Below are 17,751 nucleotides of genomic sequence, written 5' to 3'. Positions count from 1 at the left end.
CGGGCGAGCGATGGTCGTTCGTGTCCCGAGTTGATAAGAACGAGCCATGGCCGACAGGATCTATCTCGACTGGAATGCGACGACCCCGCTGCGACCGCAAGCGCGCGCGGCGATTCTCGCCGCCATGGATCTGGTCGGCAATCCCTCGTCGGTTCACGCCGAAGGCCGCAAGGCGCGGCGGCTGACGGAGGAGGCCCGCGAGGTGATCGCCCGGGGGCTCGGCACCGTCGCGCGCCGCGTGGTGTTCACCTCCGGCGGAACCGAGGCCAATGTGCTCGCCTTGAGCCCAGGCCTGCGCGCGCCGGCCGGCCCGGTCGAGCGGCTGCTGGTGTCTGCGGTCGAGCATGCCTCGGTGCTGGCCGGCGGCCGGTTCGCGCCATCAGTAGTGCAGACGATCCCGGTCGACTCCTCCGGCGTGGTCGATCTCGGACGCCTGGAAGCCCTGCTGGCCGGCGGGCCGCCGGCGCTGGTGTCCGTCATGGCCGCCAACAACGAGACCGGGCTGCTTCAACCGGTTTCGAAAGTCGCCGAGATGGTGCACCAGGCGGGCGGCGTGCTGCACGTCGATTCGATCCAGGCATTCGGGAAAATACCCCTCGATATCAAGCAGATGGGCGCGGACCTTGTGACCATCTCTGCGCACAAGATCGGCGGACCCAAGGGCGTCGGCGCTCTGGTCCTGGGCGCCGGCGTGGAGGAGCCGATTCCGGTTCTCCGCGGTGGCGGCCAGGAGCGCGGTCGCCGGGCTGGAACCGAAAACGTGGCCGGAATTGCTGGATTTGGCGCCGCGGCCGGCGCTGCCCTGGCTTCGCGCGAGGTGGACCTGACCCGGATCACGGCGCTGCGCGACCGGCTGGAAGCGGGCCTTCGTCAGACCGCTGGCGTGACGGTATTTTCGTCCGAAGCGGCGCGGCTTCCGAACACGACGCTGTTCACCGCACCGGGGCTCAAGGCCGAGACGGCCGTGATCGGCTTCGATCTCGAAGGGATCGCGGTGTCTTCCGGCTCGGCGTGTTCGTCCGGCAAGGTCCAGCCGTCCCATGTGCTGGAAGCGATGGGCGCCAGTTCCGCAGCGGCCCAGGGAGCGGTGCGCCTCAGTCTGGGCTGGTCCACCACGGAGGCGGAGGTCGATCGTTGCGTCCAGGCTTGGCGAAAGCTGTCATTGACCCTACTTAAAGGAGGCGACGAAACCGTGCTTGAGCGATTCTAAGGGCGTGATTTCGTCGAGGAAACGTCGTAAGACGGTTCCAGAAGATGTCCACCGCGGTCCTTGAAACCGCGAGCGGAGGATGGAATGCCAGCCGTACAAGAGACGGTCGACCGCGTCAGGCGGATCGACGTCGACCAATATCGCTATGGGTTCGAGACTGTCATCGAATCCGAGAAGGCTCCGAAGGGGCTTTCCGAAGACACCGTCCGCTTCATCTCGGGCAAGAAGAACGAGCCCGCCTGGATGCTCGAATGGCGCCTCGAGGCCTATCGCCGCTGGCTGACCATGACCGAGCCGACCTGGGCGCGCGTCGACTATCCCAAGATCGATTTCCAGGATCTCTACTACTACTCGGCGCCGAAGCCGAAGAAGCAGCTCTCCTCGATCGACGAGATCGATCCTGAGATCCTGAAGACCTATGAGAAGCTCGGCATTCCCCTGCGCGAGGTTGCGATCCTCGAAGGCGTCGAGCCGGTGCCCGGTGCCGGCAGCCCCGAGACGCGCAAGATCGCGGTCGATGCCGTGTTCGATTCGGTGTCGGTCGCGACCACGTTCAAGGAGGAGCTGAGGAAGGCCGGCGTGATCTTCATGCCGATTTCGGAAGCCATCCGCGAGCATCCCGAGCTGGTACAGAAATATCTCGGCAGCGTGGTGCCGACCTCGGACAATTTCTATGCGACGCTGAATTCGGCGGTGTTCTCCGACGGTTCGTTCGTCTACGTGCCGCCGGGCGTGCGCTGCCCGATGGAGCTGTCGACCTACTTCCGCATCAACGAGCGCAACACCGGCCAGTTCGAGCGAACGCTGATCATCGCCGACAAGGGCGCCTACGTTTCCTATCTCGAGGGCTGCACCGCGCCGCAGCGCGACGAGAACCAGCTGCACGCGGCCGTGGTCGAGCTGGTCGCGCACGATGACGCCGAGATCAAGTACTCGACGGTGCAGAACTGGTATCCGGGCAATTCGGAAGGTGTCGGCGGCATCTACAATTTCGTCACCAAGCGTGGCGACTGCCGTGGAAACAATTCCAAGATCTCGTGGACCCAGGTCGAGACGGGATCGGCGATCACCTGGAAATATCCGAGCTGCATCCTGCGCGGCGACAATTCCCGTGGTGAATTCTATTCGATCGCGATCTCGAATGGCTATCAGCAGGTCGATAGCGGCACCAAGATGATCCATCTCGGCAAGAACACGACCAGCCGGATCATCTCCAAGGGCATCGCCGCAGGCCGCTCGCAGAACACCTATCGCGGCCTGGTGACGGCGCATCGCAAGGCGTCCAACGCGCGCAACTTCACCGCCTGCGATTCGCTGCTGATCGGCGACAAGTGCGGCGCGCACACCGTGCCCTATATCGAGGCCAAGAATTCCTCGGCCACTTTCGAGCACGAGGCGACGACGTCCAAGATCTCCGAGGACGTGCTGTTCTACTGCGTCCAGCGCGGCCTTTCGCAGGAGGAGGCGGTCGGCCTCGTCGTCAACGGCTTCGTCAAGGACGTGCTGCAGCAGCTGCCGATGGAGTTCGCGGTCGAGGCGCAGAAGCTGATCTCGATCAGCCTCGAAGGATCGGTCGGCTAAGACCACATGGGAGCGGGTCCGCGGCGCGGCCCGCTCTTGCTGACATCAACATCATCCGCCCTCGGACCCGATCGATCGGTTGCTCCAGGGCAAGCGTTGAGCGGAAACATATTATGGCACTACTCGAAATCAACAACCTGCAGGTCCGCGTCGAGGAGCGCGAGATTCTCCACGGCCTGACGCTTTCGATCGACGCCGGCAAGGTGCACGCCATCATGGGGCCGAACGGCTCCGGCAAGTCGACGCTCTCCCATGTCATCGCCGGCAAGCCGGGCTATGAGGTCACCGGCGGCGAGATCCTGTTCAAGGGCGAGGATCTCCTGGCGATGGCGCCGGACGAGCGCGCCGCCAAGGGCGTGTTCCTGGCGTTCCAGTATCCGGTCGAGATCCCCGGTGTCGCCACCATGACGTTCTTGCGCACCGCGCTGAATGCGCAGCGCAAGGCGCGCGGCGAGGAGGAGTATTCGACGCCGGACTTCCTCAGGAAGGTGCGCGAGATCTCGAAATCGCTCAGCATTCCGCAGGACATGCTCAAGCGCGGCGTCAATGTCGGCTTTTCCGGCGGCGAGAAGAAACGCAACGAGGTGCTTCAGATGGCGCTGTTCCAGCCGTCGCTGTGCATCCTCGACGAGATGGATTCCGGTCTCGACATCGATGCGCTGCGCATCGCCGCCGACGGCGTCAACGCGCTGCGCTCGCCGGAGCGCTCGATGATCGTGATCACCCACTATCAGCGGCTGCTGAACTACATCGTGCCCGACGTCGTTCACGTGATGTCGAAGGGCCGCGTCGTGAAGAGCGGCGGCAAGGAGCTCGCGCTGGAGCTGGAGGCGTCCGGTTACGCCCAGTTCGAAGACGCGGCCTGATCGCTGCGTGAATGGATCTGTGATGAACGTAGCTTTGGTCAAGAACGACAGCGGTACCGTGGCGAGCAGCTTCTTTGCTGCCGCCCAGGGCCGGCTGCCCGGCGCCGGCAAGGTCGCGGATATCAGGCGCGAGGCCTTCGCGGCTTTCGAGCGCACGGGCCTGCCGCACCGGCGCATCGAGGAATGGAAGTACACCGACCTGCGTGCCCTGGTGCGCGAGGTGCTGCCGCTCGCGGGCGCGCCAGATGCGGCCGCCTTGGCGCGGGCGAAGGCCGCGATCGCGTCAATCGCGATCGAAGGTGCGACCAAGCTCGTGTTGGTCGATGGTGTATTTGCCGCCGATCTGTCGGACCTCGCGGCTATGCCGTCGGGCGTCACGGTGAAGACGTTGGGCGCGGTGCTGGACGAGCAGTCCAACGAATTCCGAGGCGACCTGCTGCTGGCCACGGTGGCCGACCCGATGCTGTCGCTCAACGCGGCGCTCGCGACCGACGGCGTCGTGGTGACGGTGGCCGATGGTGTGCAGCTGTCGTCGCCGCTGCAGCTCATTCACGTCGCGACCGCTCCCAAGGCGGCGCGCTACAGCCGATCGCATGTGCGGATCGGGCAGGGCGCCCGCGCGACTTTGGTGGAGACCAGCATCGCCGCGGACGGCGCGTCCGCCTATCAGGCGAATGATGCGGCCGTGATCTGGGTCGGCGACCAGGCTGCGCTGTCTCATGTCCGGCTGATGCGCGACGCCGCTGATGCGGTGAACATCTCCTCCGAGCTGTTCACGGTCGGTGCCAAGTCGAAGCTCAGCCTGTTCAACATGACCAGTGGCGGCGCGATCAGCCGGCTGCAGGCGTTCTTCACGCTCGCTGGCGAGGGGAGTGAGCTCATCGTCAACGGTGTCAACCTGCTGCGCGACAAGCAGCATGGCGACATGACCCTGGTTGTCGACCATGCGGTGCCCGGCTGCACCAGCCGCGAGAACTTCCGCGCCGTGCTCGACGATCGTGCCCACTCGGTATTCCAGGGCCGTATCATCGTGCGCCCCGACGCGCAGCAGACCGACGGCAAGATGATGACGCGGGCGCTGCTGTTGTCCGACGAGGCCGAGGCCGACAGCAAGCCGGAGCTCGAGATCTTCGCCGACGACGTCTCCTGCGGCCACGGCGCCACTGCCGGCGCGCTCGACGAAAGCCTGCTGTTCTATCTGCGCGCCCGCGGCCTACCCGAGAAGCAGGCGCAGGCGCTGCTGATCCAGGCTTTCGTCGGTGAGGCGATCGAGGCGATCGAGGATGATGGCCTGCGCGAGCGCGTCATCGCCGCCGCCCAGGACTGGATGGAGGCGCGCGCATGAGCACGCATCCCGCTGTCTCAAACGGCTCCTACGACGTCGCCCGCATCCGCGAAGATTTTCCGGCGCTGGCGCTGCAGGTCTACGGCAAGCCGCTCGTCTATCTCGACAATGCGGCGTCGGCGCAGAAGCCGCGCGCCGTGCTCGACCGCATGACGCAGGCCTACACCAGCGAATACGCCAACGTGCATCGCGGCCTGCATTATCTCGCCAATGCCGCGACCGAAGCTTATGAGGGCGGCCGCGAGCGTGTCACGCGCTTCCTCAACGCGCGGCGCAGTGAAGAGATCATCTTCACCCGCAACGCGACCGAGGCGATCAACCTCGTCGCATCCTCCTGGGGCGGACCGAACATCGGTGAAGGCGACGAGATCGTGCTCTCGATCATGGAGCACCATTCCAACATCGTGCCGTGGCACTTCTTGCGCGAGCGCCAGGGCGCCGTGATCAAGTGGGCTCCGGTCGATGATGACGGCAACTTCCTGATCGACGAGTTCGAGAAGCTGCTGACGGGCAGGACCAAGCTGGTCGCGATCACGCAGATGTCGAACATGCTCGGCACGCTGGTCCCGGTGAAAGAGGTCGTGCGCATTGCGCATGCGCGCGGCATCCCTGTGCTGGTCGACGGCAGCCAGGCCGCCGTGCACCTCGCAATCGATGTCCAGGACATCGATTGCGACTTCTATGTCTTCACCGGCCACAAGCTGTACGGGCCGACCGGCATCGGCGTGCTCTACGCCAAGTACGACCACCTCGTTGCCATGCGTCCCTACAATGGCGGCGGTGAGATGATCCGCGAGGTCGCGCGCGACTGGGTCACTTATGGCGATCCGCCGCACAAATTCGAGGCCGGCACCCCGATGATCGTCGAGGCGGTCGGGCTGGGCGCGGCGATCGATTACGTCAATTCGGTCGGCAAGGAACGCATCGCCGCGCACGAGCACGACCTGCTCACCTATGCCCAGGATCGGCTGCGCGAGATCAATTCGCTGCGGCTGATCGGCACCGCCAAGGGCAAGGGCCCGGTCATCTCGTTCGAGATGAAGGGCGCGCACGCGCACGACATCGCGACCGTGATCGATCGCCAGGGCGTCGCGGTGCGCGCGGGCACGCACTGCGTGATGCCGCTTTTGGAGAGATTCAACGTCACGGCGACCTGCAGGGCCTCGTTTGGCATGTACAATACGAGGGAAGAGGTCGATCAGCTTGCACAGGCATTGATCAAGGCGCGGGAATTGTTTGCATGACCGACACGGCCGACGTCAAAACTCAGACTGTCGAAACCCATTCGGCGCTGCCGCCGGAGGAGACCGAGCGGCTCTCCACCGAGATCATCGCGGCGCTGAAGACGGTGTTCGATCCGGAGATCCCGGCCGACATCTACGAACTCGGCCTGATCTACAAGGTCGACATCAAGGACGATCGCAGCGTCGACGTCCTGATGACGCTGACGACGCCGAACTGCCCGGCGGCCGGCGAGTTGCCGACCATGGTGGAAAACGCGATCGCCAGCGTTCCGGGGGTCGGCGTGGTCAATGTGAGCATCGTCTGGGAGCCGCAATGGACGCCGGACCGGATGAGCGACGAGGCCCGGCTCGTCCTGAACATGTGGTGAGACGAGCGGGCACGAAGTTTGAATAGTAAGGGCGGATCACATACCCCGCCGGGATGACGCCATGACCAGCACGACGAATTCGACAGCGCCTGTTGCCAAGCCCAAGCCGCGGCCCCGTCCGCAGGTGATGCGGCTCACCGATGCGGCGGCCAGGCGCATCCGTGAGCTCACTGATCGCGCCGAGTCCGAGATCATCGGATTGCGTGTCGGTGTCAAGAATGGCGGCTGCGCCGGTCAGTCCTACACGGTCGAATATGCCCATGATATCCGGCCGACCGACGAGGTCGTCGAGGACAAGGGCGTCAAGATCCTGGTCGATCCCAAGGCCGTGCTGTTCCTGCTCGGCACCGAGATGGACTATCAGGCCGACAAGATGCAGGCGCAGTTCGTGTTCAACAATCCGAACCAGATCAGCGCCTGCGGCTGCGGCGAGTCGGTTCAGCTCAAGCCGGCCGAGGTCTGATCGTCCGCTTTCAGCCAGGGCGGCACCGGAGCTGTCGCGTTCCGGACATTGACACGCGCCACCCTCTCGACCGAAAACTCCAGGCGGGCAACTGGGGCGTTGGCGAGAGCTGGTGCGATGGACCGCGAATTCCTGATCGATCTGTTCGCCGGTTTCGGTCCGGTCACGATCCGGCGGATGTTCTCCGGCTTCGGCATCTCCGCCGACGGCATCAACTTCGCGCTTGCGCTGCGCAGCGGCCTTTATCTCCGTGCTGATGAAACCAGCTTTGCCAGGTTCGAGGAGGCCGGATCCAAGCCGTTCTCCTACGAGACCCGCGCGCGGACCATGACGGTGCGCTCGTATTGGCAAGTGCCGGCGCATCTGTTCGACGACTCCGACGAGTTCGCGATATGGGCCCGAGATGCGTTTGCAGCGGCGCAAAGAGCGGCCCTGAGCAAGCAGACCAGGAAGCGGGCGGCATCTCGCCGCGGGCGCGAGCAGGGTCCGGCACGTGGCGGGGTGCAGCCCGGTGCGACCAAGCCAGCGGCGAAAACGGCCAAGCCGGCCAAGACGCGGAAGGTCGCCAAGACGATCCGCAAAGCGCCCGCGGCAGGTCGCAAGACGCGCAGTGCGACAGCAGCGTCGGGCCGACAGAAATCCCGCACGCCATCATCGCGGACGCGTTGATGCTGCTGCCGGGGCAACGCCGGCACCGTCGCAGTCAGGCCACCCGACCTCGCGTCGTCGTCGCGTATTCGGGATCGTTCTCGCACACCACCTTGTTGCGCCCGTTGCGTTTGGCGGCATAGAGGCAGGCGTCGGCGCGTTCGATCAGCGTATCGGTATCGTCGCCGGCCCGCAGCAGCGACACGCCGACCGAGATCGTCACACGTCCCAGGATCTCCCCGGTCGACTTCTTCTTCAGCTCCTTCGCCGTCACGGCGCGGCGGATGTGATCGGCGACTGTCAGCGCGTGCTGCAGCGAGGTGTTCGGCAGCACGACGGCGAATTCCTCGCCGCCGTAGCGCGCCGCGATGTCCTGCCCCTTGATGGCGTGCTTCAGGGTCATCCCGACCAGGCGCAGCACCTGGTCTCCGGTGAGATGTCCGTAGGAATCGTTGAAGGACTTGAAATGGTCGATGTCGAACATCAGCAGCGACAGCGGCTGTTGGGTCGCGAGCCCCGATTGCACGGTCGTTTCGATCATTCGGTCGAAATATTTGCGATTGCCGAGGCCGGTGAGCGGATCGGTCAGGCTCTCGGCCCGGATCACCTCCAGGCTATGCTGCAGCCCGCTGATCTCGTCCTTCGACAGCGTCAGCCGCTCTTCGAGGATCCGGTTGGTCTCGCGCATCTGTCTGGTCGAATCGGTGAGCGCCTCGATGATGTCCACCAATTGCTCGCGGCTGGTCGCCGACGCGAGCCGCTGATCGGCGCCCGCGAGGCTCGCATCGTAGCTCGCCGTTCTGCCGAGAGCATCGGTGAGCATGTTCACCAGGTCGTCGATCTCGACGACGACGCGCGCGCCGACCTTGTCGATGCGATCCGACGTCTTGAGCTGCGCGAGGTAGGAGTCGTAGAGCTGATCGAGATCGGACTGCGACAGCTTGCCGTTGCGCGACAGAGTCTCGTTGATGATCTCGTTCAGCGGTGCGTTGTAGCCCGTCGCGTAGACGTACCAGACCTCGTAATTGCGCGGATTGGCCGAATGGCGAAGCGTTCTGATCTGGCTGAGCGCGACTTCGGCGAAGCCTATCGTGCGTTCGTGTTCGTCAAGCGCATTGACCACCACAGGTTCTCCCCAATCGCCCGCGTCGCCGCCGTCACAGCAATGAAATAAACAATGCCGGCCAAGCTAAAGGACGTTTGTGAACCAGGGGTAAATACGGCCGTAGTATCCCGGATACACCCAAGCCACGCATACGGGAAAGGCACCTCATATGTTCAATGAGCTACATAGGATGCTTCTGGGAACTTGCGGAAGCGGGCTGGAGCTGTTCGCTCGGGTGTGCGCCTCGCTGATAGCTCAGCGCTGTCGTCGACTTAGGTCTCATGTCTGACGGAAGCGGCAGCTGATCTTTTTGCGGACGCGACGTTCCGGGCGACCGCATTTGGAACAGCCCGGAATCTTGCTTGCTCAGGGAAGCGGTGCCCTCACCGGGCGAAGCAGGAACGCCGGCAGATGTGAGTGATCAGCGGGCTCGTTGTCGAGGTCGCGCCGCGGCCGCCGTGCTTCATTGCGAGGCTGTTCGTTACGAGGCTGTTCCTTGCGAGCGCTCGGCGCGGCAGGCCGAGGAGAATTTGCCTGTGCGGCGCGCGGCGCTGCCGCCCGCGGCTCACGCTCGCGCGGGGCTGCATCACGCTCGCGAGGGGCCGCATCGCGCTCCCGCGCCTTGCCGCGGCTGCCGCGACGCGCGGCGTCACGCGGACGGCGCTCACGCGTGTCCTCGTCGCCCGAGGATTCCTGCACCTCGTAGTCGCCCTCGATCGTCGGAATGCCCTGTCCGATCAGCTTCTCGATGGCGACCATCGACTTCTGGTCGGCCGGGGCCACGATCGAGATTGCGGTGCCGGTCCGTCCGGCCCGGCCGGTGCGGCCGATGCGGTGAACGTAGTCGTCGGAATGATGCGGCACGTCGAAATTGAAGACGTGGCTGACTTCCGGAATGTCGAGGCCGCGTGCGGCGACGTCGGAGGCGACAAGCAAGGGCAGTTCACCCTTGCGGAATTGATCGAGCGCGGCCGTGCGGGCCGACTGGTCCATGTCGCCGTGTAGGGCGCCAACACTGAAGCCGTGCTTCTGCAGCGACTTGTGAACGATGGCGACGTCGCGCTTGCGGTTGCAGAAGATGATCGCGTTGTTGAGATCCTTGGCGTTCCGCAACAGCCTGCGCAGCACCTCGCGCTTCTGATGCGCCTCGCGTCCGGATGGGACCTGCAACTGGGTCACGGTGACGGCGGTCGTGGCCGGCTTGGAGACCTCGACCTTCTGCGGGTTGTGCAGGAAGGCTTCGGTGATGCGCCGGATTTCCGGCGGCATGGTTGCTGTGAAGAACAGCGTCTGGCGGGTGAAGGGGACGAGCTTGCAGATGCGCTCGATGTCCGGGATGAAGCCCATGTCGAGCATGCGATCGGCTTCGTCGATGACCAGGAGCTCGACCCCGGTGAGCAGCAATCCGCCGCGCTCGGTATGGTCGAGCAGGCGGCCCGGCGTGGCGATCAGCACGTCGACCCCGCGGGTCAGCTTGGCGTCCTGGTCGCCGAAGGAGACGCCGCCGATGAGGAGCGCGACATTGAGCTTCTGCCCGGCGCCATAGCGATCGAAATTCTCCTTGACCTGGGCGGCCAGCTCGCGGGTCGGCTCCAGGATCAGGGTGCGCGGCATTCGTGCGCGGGCGCGGCCCTTCTCGAGGATCGTGAGCATCGGCAGGACGAACGCGGCGGTCTTGCCGGTGCCGGTCTGGGCGATGCCGAGCACATCGCGGCGCGCCAGGACGTGAGGAATCGCTTGTTCCTGAATGGGCGTGGGGGTGGTGTAACCGGTGGCCGCAACTGCAGCCAACACCTTGTCGGACAAGCCGAGATTGGAAAAAGACATCGAGCCTCTATGTCACGCGCCGATAGGCACGGGGCCTCTGTTCGACGCCGCCGTTAGGAATCGAGGGGTAAAAGGCTGTGGTCGCGCTCAACCCCGAAACGGCATGCTCTAAGGAAGCTGGGGGTTTTCTGACTAACGCCGACCCGCGGTCAATCTCTCAGGAATCGGATGCGATCCGGCCGCGCTGCTGCGGAAGATAGGGGCGAATCCTGCAAAGTCAATGGAAGAGGGGAACGAAGTACCGAAAAAGCTTAATGTTTTTGCATTATTTGCGGGCAACCTGTCGTCGAGCTGTCGTATTCGGCTGCTCCGAAGCTCTGGCCGGCCGTTGGCGGAAAGCGCTCTGGTCGAATTGTCGACGGAATTGCGGCGTGTGTTCGGCAGGGAGTTGGAGCGGCCCGCGGGCGCCTCGGAGATGAACCGGTGGCGGCGTGCCGCCGACTATCGATGGCGGCAGCCCACGCAATGAAGGCAGGGACGGACGATGAGATCGATGCGGACGTGGCTGGCGTGCGGGCTGGCGATGGCGGCGGTGGTTCTGGCGCCGGCCGCCGCGCATGCCGAGAAGCGCGTTGCGCTCGTGATCGGCAACAACGACTACCGCTACGTTCCGAAGCTGCAGAAGGCCGTCAACGACGCGCGCACGATGGGCGACACGCTGAAGCAGCTCGGCTTCAATGTCATGGTCGCGGAGAATCTCAGTCGCCAGCAGTTCAGCCAGACGCTGCTGGCGTTCGACAATGCCGTCGAGCCGGGCGACACCGCGTTCTTCTTCTATGCCGGCCACGGCTTCGAGATTGCCGGTCAGAACTTCCTGCTGCCGACCGACGTGCCGGCGGCGACCGAAGGGCAGGAGGAGCTGGTGCGCGACGCCTCGATCCTCGCGGACCGCGTCATCGAGCGGCTGCAGAACAAGAAGGCGCGCACCTCGATCCTGGTGTTCGACGCCTGCCGCAACAATCCGTTCGAGCGCTCGGGCACCCGCGCGGTGGCGGGCGGGGGTGGCCTGGCCCCGATGACGCAGTTGCCCGAAGGCGTATTCTCGGTGTTCTCGGCCGGTCCGCGCCAGACCGCGCTCGATCGGCTCTCCAACGATGACGCCAATCCGAACTCGGTGTTCACGCGCACCTTCACCAAGGAGCTGACGCAGCCCGGCGTCAATCTGGTGCAGGTCGCACAGCGCACCCGCCGTCTGGTCAGCGAGCTCGCCGAGACCGTGCGGCACAAGCAGATTCCGGTCTATTTCGACCAGATGGTCGACGATGTGTTTCTCAACGGCATGGCGAAGGGCCCGGCCGCGGTCGACAAGCCGGCCGAGCCGCAGCAGAAGCTCGCGGCGCTGCCTCCCGTCTCGGCGCCACGCATTCCGCCGGCGAACGAGAGCCTGAACGCACCGATTGCGATGTTCTCGCGCCACAATGGCGGCTGGACCGTCACGTTCTCGATCGCCGATCCGACGCTCGGTATTTCCTGGCGCATGGGTGAGGCAGGGGAGTTTCGCGAGACCGGCTTCATGGACGTGCTCGATCCGCGCACGCGCAAGCGCATGCCCAATCCCTCGATCCAGCTGTCGGCGGATGCGCCCGCGGGCACCATCCAGGTCCGCTATGTCGATGCGACGGGCGAGATGCAGGGGCCGTTCCCGATCCGCTTCGAGCCGGAGGCCGCGCTGGTGCGTGACCAGCGCAAGATCCTCGACATGACGGCGACCAGCTGGCTGTCGTTCCGCGAGTTCAACGGTCTCCTGGTCTACTACACGCACCTGATGTCGTATCGCTGCGCGATCCGCGAGGTCCGCATCGGCATCGACACGGCCGTGCCGGACAAGGTCCTGAACATGCCCGGCTGCGACATGCGCGATCCCATTGCGATTCCATCCAACGCCACGCCCTATTTGAAATTGCCGCCGGCGACGAAGTTCGTCTCGGTGGAGTTGACCTATCGCGACGGCAGCGTCTCCGAGATCAAGAGCTTTCGACGTTGAGGCCTCGGCTACGCCATGATCGAATAGCCGCCGTCGACGGGAATGGCTGTGCCGGTGACGAAGTCCGAGGCCGATGAGCTCAGAAACGTGGCGATGCCGGCGAAGTCGTCGATGTCGCCCCACCGTGCCGCGGGCGTGCGCGCCAGCACGCGGTCGTGCAGGCCGTCGATCTGGCTGCGCGCCGCGCGCGTCAGGTCGGTGTCGATCCAGCCCGGCAATATCGCGTTCACCTGGATGTTGTCGGGCGCCCAGGCGCAGGCACAGGCGCGCGTGTACTGCACGATTCCGCCTTTGCTGGCTGCATAGGCCGGCGCGAAGCTGGCGCCGAAGATCGACAGCATCGAGCCGATGTTGATGATCTTGCCGCCGCCGTTCGCCTTGAGGGCCGGGTAGGCGGCCTTCGAGCACAGGAAGGCGCTGGTGAGATTGGTGTCGATCACCTCCTGCCACTCCTCCAGCTCGAGCACGTGCGGCGGCTTGCGGATGCTCATGCCGGCATTGTTGATGAGGATGTCGATGCGACCGAGCTCGCCGGTCACGCGCGCGACCATGGCGGTGACGTCGTCCCTGTTGCTGACGTCGGCCGTGACAGCGATGGCGTTGACGCCGCGCGCCGCCAGATCGGCAACTGCCGCCTGCGACTTGGCTTCGTTGCGGCCGACCACGGCGATGTCAGCGCCGGCATCGGCAAGCCCGCGCGCCATCCCCAGGCCAATTCCGCCGTTGCCGCCCGTCACGATCGCAACCTTGCCCCTCATGTCGAAACGGTCCGCCATGCGGTGTCTCCATTGTTGTGGTCAGAGATCAGCAGGTGCCCTGCCAGATCATCACCAGGCCGAGCGCACCCATGCCGACGCCGTAGCCTGCCCACTGCAGCTGGTTGATCATGAAGCTCGTCCGCGGCCATGCCACGACCCCGGTGCCCTGACCGACCCAGAGCAGGCCGATGGCGAGCAGAAGCAGGCCGCCGATCATCAGGAATTTCCGCATGGCCACTTCCTCCCTCATCGACCGCGTCACAGCATCGGAAACGCTGCTGCCGTCTTTTTTGTGAAGTTTTGTGACGAGGAGGCTAGCGGCCGGCGCGGCAGATGACCAGCGGCTCCAGCCGCCAATATCCGAGCCAAAAACAAAAAGCCCCGGATCAACCGGGGCTTTTCGCAGAATTATTGAAAGATCGAGTGCGTTCGGCTCAGTACTTGACGACCGGGCCGGTCCAGTTGAAGCGGTAGACCAGCGAGGTGCTGATGGTCTGCACCCACGGCTTGAAGCTGACCGAGTCCGTGCTCAGAGCATTGGTGCCATCGAAGCGGACGGCAATGTCCTTGCGGTCGTAATAGGCCGCGCGATATTCGGTCTTCATGAACCAGCCCGGCGCCGAGATGCCGAAGATGTTCAGGTTGTTCTCGACGCCGCCGCCGACGAACCAGCCGTTCCGGTTGAACGAGTCGGTATGCAAGCCCGAGGCAGCACCGGTGAGGGTGGTCAGACCAGTGCCCGACCAATGCGATCCGGAGTAACCGGCATTGACGTATGACAGGACATTCGGAGCAACCAAATAGCCAATGCGAGCGCCCGCGGCCCAGGCATCCTGCATCTTGATGCGGCCAGTGAGGGCCGGCGCAATCTGGTCCTGCACGGTGCCGCGCATGCTGCCGAACTGACCATCGGCGAACACGCCGAAGACCCAGGACGGATTGAACTGCCAGTCGTAGCCGGCGCCGACGGTGCCGAACCAGCCGTCGCCGCCGACGCGCTGATCGATCGTCACCGGCACGCCGTTGAAGTTGGTGTGCGAGTCTGCATCCCAGATGCCGCCGCCGGCACCACCGAAGATGTAGAAGCCGGTCCAGCTCGGCGCCACCGGCATCATCGGAGCCTTCACATAGGGGCGAGCCGCCAGATCAGCAGCCGAAGCGGCACCCGTGATCGCAACCAGCGCAGTGGCAGCAAGCAAAAGCTTTTTCATATTCAATTCCCCAAGATCGTCATGTCGCAGGTGCCGGGTTGCGGCGGCGATTCCCTCGCCAGATGTGCCCGAACTATAGCCGATTGGTGCCCAAAAGCTGTTGCCGGTTGACCACACCGGAGGGGAAAGTGCGGTGCGGGACGCCTTAGCTTTCTGTAAACAACTGAAACAGAAAGAGAAAAGCAGGCCCAGGCGAGCGAATGGAACCTGCAATCGAGGCGTGAAATCGGGTCAAAAGCTAGACGTCGAGCAGCTCGTCGCTGGCGAATTCGGCCTTTTCCGAAATGAAGGCGAAGCGGGCCTCTGCCTTGGTCCCCATCAGCCGCTCGACCGAGTCGGCGGTGCCGTCGCGATCCTCGGCCAGCAGAACCACGCGCAGCAGGGTGCGCTTGGCCGGATCCATGGTGGTTTCCTTGAGCTGGGCCGGCATCATCTCGCCGAGACCTTTGAAGCGGCCGATCTCGACCTTGGCGTTGGCATTGAACTCGCGCTTCAGGAGCTCGTCCCGATGGGCATCGTCGCGCGCGTAGAACGTCTTGCTGCCATGGGTGAGCCGGTAGAGCGGCGGCACGGCGAGGTAGAGATGCCCTTCGTCGATCAGCGGCCGCATCTGCCGGTAGAAGAAGGTGATCAGCAGCGAGGCGATGTGGGCGCCGTCGACGTCGGCGTCGGTCATGATGATGATGCGCTGGTAGCGCAGATCCTCTTCGCGATACGACGTGCCGGTGCCGGCGCCGATCGCCATCACGAGATCGGCGAGCTGGGCGTTGGCGGTCAGCTTGTCCTTGCCGGCCGAGGCCACGTTGAGGATCTTGCCGCGCAGCGGCAGCACCGCCTGCTTCTTGCGGTCGCGCGCCTGCTTGGCGCTGCCGCCGGCCGAATCGCCCTCGACAATGAACAGCTCGGAGCCCTCGGTGCCCGCGTCGGTGCAGTCGGCGAGCTTGCCGGGCAGGCGCAGCTTCTTGGTCGCGGTCTTGCGCGCCGTCTCCTTTTCCTGACGGCGGCGGATACGCTCCTCGGCGCGCTCGATGACGAAGTCGAGCAGGCGATTCGCCTGCACCGGGTTGCCGGACAGCCAGTGATCGAACGGGTCCTTGACGGCCTGCTCGACGATGCGCTGAGCCTCTGCGGTGGCGAGGCGGTCCTTGGTCTGGCCCTGGAATTCCGGCTCGCGCACGAACACCGAGAGCATGATGGCGGCGCCCGCCATGATGTCCTCGGAGGTGATGTTGGCCGAGCGCTTGCCCTGGCCGACGCGCTCGGCGTGGTCCTTCAGGCCACGCAGCAGCGCGCTGCGGATGCCGGATTCGTGCGTGCCGCCGTCGGGTGTCGGAATCGTGTTGCAATAGGAGGACAGGAATCCGTCGGCGTCCGCGGTCCAGGCGACCGCCCATTCGCAGCCGCCATGGCCACCGGTGCGGCCCGACTTGCCGGCGAAGATATCCGGATGGACCAGCGTGTCGGCATGGATCGCGGCGGCCAGATAGTCCTTCAGGCCGCCGGGGAAGTGGAAGGTCGCCTCGGGCTGAACGTCCTCGATGCCTTTCAGCAGCGACGGATCGCATTTCCAGCGGATCTCGACGCCGCCGAACAGATAGGCCTTCGAGCGCGCCATCTTGAACAGGCGCTGTGGCTTGAACGTCGCCTTGGCGCCGAAGATGGTTGGGTCGGGTTGGAAACGCACCCGTGTGCCGCGGCGGTTGGCGACCTTGCCGACCTCCTCGAGCTTGCCCTTCGGGTGGCCGCGCTCGAACACCATGCGGTAGAGCTTCTGGTTGCGGGCAACCTCAACCTCGAGCCGGGTCGACAGCGCGTTCACCACGGAGATGCCGACGCCGTGCAGGCCGCCCGAGGTCTCGTAGACCTTGGAGTCGAACTTGCCGCCCGCGTGCAGGGTGCACATGATGATCTCGAGCGCCGACTTCTTCGGAAATTTGGGATGGGGATCAATCGGAATGCCGCGGCCGTTGTCGGTCACGGTGAGGAAGCCTTCGGCATCGAGCTCGACCTCGATGAAGGTGGCGTGGCCGGCCAGCGCCTCGTCCATCGAGTTGTCGATGACCTCGGCGAACAGGTGGTGCAGCGCCTTCTCGTCGGTGCCGCCGATATACATGCCGGGGCGGCGCCGCACCGGCTCCAGGCCCTCGAGGACCTCGATGTCACGGGCAGTGTAATCGCCCTCGGCACCCGCAGAGCGGGCGGCTGGCTTGGCCGGAGCCTTGCCCTTTGCGGCGAACGCCGCCAACGGGTCCGTGACGCCCTTGGCCTTGGCTTTTGCAGCTGATTTCAACGGCTTACCCATGGAATCTGATGTTGCGTGTGCGCAAGATGGAACGAATCGTTGGGCCTGACTATGCCATGGACCGGCATAAAACAATGACCCGGGAAACAACGACGTTCACCGGCCCGCCACGTCTTGGCCGGTTCCGATCGCCGGATCGACGCTGTTCACGCGGTTCAGCCGGTTGTTGTGACTTGAAGTGGGCGGGTTCGGTGGCGTACCAGTCTGCGCCAGGGAACCGCGAAGGCCTTCAAGCACTTAAGCGCCCCGGAGCAGAAAGGCGTCGAGCAGATGGAAGATTTTGGCCGCGCGGTTGCCGACTTCGTGCGCGACCATCAGGCCTGGGCTGCTCCGATCGTTCTGTTGCTTGCCTTTGGCGAGTCCCTGGCCTTTGTCTCACTCCTGATTCCTGCCTGGGGCGCCCTGGTCGCGATTGGAGCCCTGATCGGCGCCACCGGGATCAGCTTCTGGCCGATTTGGCTGGCCGGGGGCATCGGCGCCGCGCTCGGCGACTGGCTCTCCTATTGGTTCGGCTACCGCTACAAGGATCGTGTCGCCCAGATGTGGCCACTGTCGCGCTACCCGGAGATGCTTCCGCGCGGCGAGGCCTTCGTGCGCGATTGGGGCGTGCCGAGCATCTTCATCGGCCGGTTCTTCGGCCCGTTGCGTGCATCGGTGCCGCTGGCGGCGGGCATTTTCGAGATGCCCTACATGGTGTTCCAGATCGCCAACTTCGTGTCGGCGCTGGTGTGGTCGGCGGTGCTGCTGCTGTTCGGCGACATCATCGGGCGCATCATGGAATGGCTGTGGCATGCGGTCTGATGCCAGCCCCAAAAACGGGGGCCGGGCCGACTTGCGAG

At 64.7% G+C, this 17,751-nt stretch carries 16 protein-coding genes; 10 read left to right on the top strand and 6 right to left on the bottom strand.

The features are described 5' to 3' along the window. The first annotated feature begins 46 nt into the window (after positions 1-46). The 8 genes from QX121_RS02775 (at position 47) to QX121_RS02740 (ending at position 7,746) form a co-directional block, all read left to right on the top strand. On the top strand, positions 47-1,210 hold the full coding sequence (locus QX121_RS02775; RefSeq protein ID WP_315811106.1) for a cysteine desulfurase family protein: 1,164 nt from the start codon (positions 47-49) through the stop codon (positions 1,208-1,210). Between the two features lie 84 nt (positions 1,211-1,294). Continuing rightward, complete coding sequence (sufB, locus tag QX121_RS02770) at positions 1,295-2,791, top strand: Fe-S cluster assembly protein SufB (RefSeq protein ID WP_315798542.1); 1,497 nt, start codon at positions 1,295-1,297, stop codon at positions 2,789-2,791. A gap of 113 nt (positions 2,792-2,904) precedes the next feature. Then, the gene (sufC, locus tag QX121_RS02765; RefSeq protein ID WP_315712154.1) at positions 2,905-3,657 is read left to right on the top strand and encodes a Fe-S cluster assembly ATPase SufC; all 753 of its coding nucleotides are present in this window, start codon (positions 2,905-2,907) and stop codon (positions 3,655-3,657) included. 22 nt (positions 3,658-3,679) lie between these two features. Continuing rightward, positions 3,680-5,002, top strand: coding sequence for a Fe-S cluster assembly protein SufD (gene sufD / locus QX121_RS02760; protein ID WP_315811105.1), 1,323 nt, complete (start codon positions 3,680-3,682; stop codon positions 5,000-5,002). Beyond that, positions 4,999-6,246: a cysteine desulfurase gene (locus QX121_RS02755; protein WP_315798544.1), complete on the top strand. Its 1,248-nt coding sequence runs from the start codon at positions 4,999-5,001 to the stop codon at positions 6,244-6,246. The genes sufD and QX121_RS02755 overlap by 4 nt, the downstream gene beginning before the upstream one ends. Beyond that, positions 6,243-6,614 carry an SUF system Fe-S cluster assembly protein gene (locus QX121_RS02750; protein ID WP_315737808.1) on the top strand — a complete coding sequence of 124 codons (372 nt, stop codon included), beginning with the start codon at positions 6,243-6,245 and terminating at the stop codon, positions 6,612-6,614. The genes QX121_RS02755 and QX121_RS02750 overlap by 4 nt, the downstream gene beginning before the upstream one ends. 61 nt (positions 6,615-6,675) lie before the next feature. Then, a complete protein-coding gene (locus QX121_RS02745) occupies positions 6,676-7,077 on the top strand; it encodes an iron-sulfur cluster assembly accessory protein (RefSeq protein WP_315737809.1) in 402 nt (133 codons plus the stop codon). A 117-nt stretch (positions 7,078-7,194) separates the two neighbouring features. Next, the gene (locus QX121_RS02740) at positions 7,195-7,746 is read left to right on the top strand and encodes a TfoX/Sxy family protein (RefSeq protein WP_315737810.1); all 552 of its coding nucleotides are present in this window, start codon (positions 7,195-7,197) and stop codon (positions 7,744-7,746) included. 34 nt (positions 7,747-7,780) lie between these two features. On the opposite strand, the gene QX121_RS02735 is transcribed toward QX121_RS02740, so the two are convergent. Further along, positions 7,781-8,848, bottom strand: a complete 1,068-nt coding sequence (locus QX121_RS02735; RefSeq protein ID WP_315811104.1) for a GGDEF domain-containing protein — start codon at positions 8,846-8,848, stop codon at positions 7,781-7,783. A 348-nt stretch (positions 8,849-9,196) separates the two neighbouring features. Next, on the bottom strand, positions 9,197-10,657 hold the full coding sequence (locus tag QX121_RS02730) for a DEAD/DEAH box helicase (RefSeq protein ID WP_315780613.1): 1,461 nt from the start codon (positions 10,655-10,657) through the stop codon (positions 9,197-9,199). Positions 10,658-11,141: 484 nt separating this feature from the next. On the opposite strand from QX121_RS02730, the gene QX121_RS02725 reads away from it, so the two are divergent. Further along, positions 11,142-12,641: a caspase domain-containing protein gene (locus QX121_RS02725; RefSeq protein ID WP_409999301.1), complete on the top strand. Its 1,500-nt coding sequence runs from the start codon at positions 11,142-11,144 to the stop codon at positions 12,639-12,641. Between the two features lie 8 nt (positions 12,642-12,649). Here QX121_RS02725 and QX121_RS02720 read toward each other — a convergent pair whose 3' ends face one another. From QX121_RS02720 to parE, 4 genes are all read right to left on the bottom strand, one after another. Next, the gene (locus QX121_RS02720) at positions 12,650-13,417 is read right to left on the bottom strand and encodes a glucose 1-dehydrogenase (RefSeq protein ID WP_315811102.1); all 768 of its coding nucleotides are present in this window, start codon (positions 13,415-13,417) and stop codon (positions 12,650-12,652) included. 28 nt (positions 13,418-13,445) lie between these two features. Then, positions 13,446-13,631, bottom strand: coding sequence for a hypothetical protein (locus QX121_RS02715; RefSeq protein ID WP_315712631.1), 186 nt, complete (start codon positions 13,629-13,631; stop codon positions 13,446-13,448). A gap of 202 nt (positions 13,632-13,833) precedes the next feature. Further along, complete coding sequence (locus QX121_RS02710; protein WP_315751666.1) at positions 13,834-14,610, bottom strand: outer membrane beta-barrel protein; 777 nt, start codon at positions 14,608-14,610, stop codon at positions 13,834-13,836. Positions 14,611-14,848: 238 nt separating this feature from the next. Continuing rightward, positions 14,849-16,912 carry a DNA topoisomerase IV subunit B gene (parE, locus tag QX121_RS02705; RefSeq protein WP_315737816.1) on the bottom strand — a complete coding sequence of 688 codons (2,064 nt, stop codon included), beginning with the start codon at positions 16,910-16,912 and terminating at the stop codon, positions 14,849-14,851. Positions 16,913-17,182: 270 nt separating this feature from the next. Here parE and QX121_RS02700 point away from each other — a divergent pair, with 270 nt between their 5' ends. Continuing rightward, positions 17,183-17,713, top strand: a complete 531-nt coding sequence (locus QX121_RS02700; protein WP_315737817.1) for a DedA family protein — start codon at positions 17,183-17,185, stop codon at positions 17,711-17,713. Positions 17,714-17,751 lie beyond the last annotated feature (38 nt).

Origin of the sequence: Bradyrhizobium sp. SZCCHNR2028 (genome assembly GCF_032380995.1) — a bacterium.
Taxonomy (GTDB): domain Bacteria; phylum Pseudomonadota; class Alphaproteobacteria; order Rhizobiales; family Xanthobacteraceae; genus Bradyrhizobium.
This window is presented reverse-complemented; position numbering and strand designations above follow the sequence as displayed.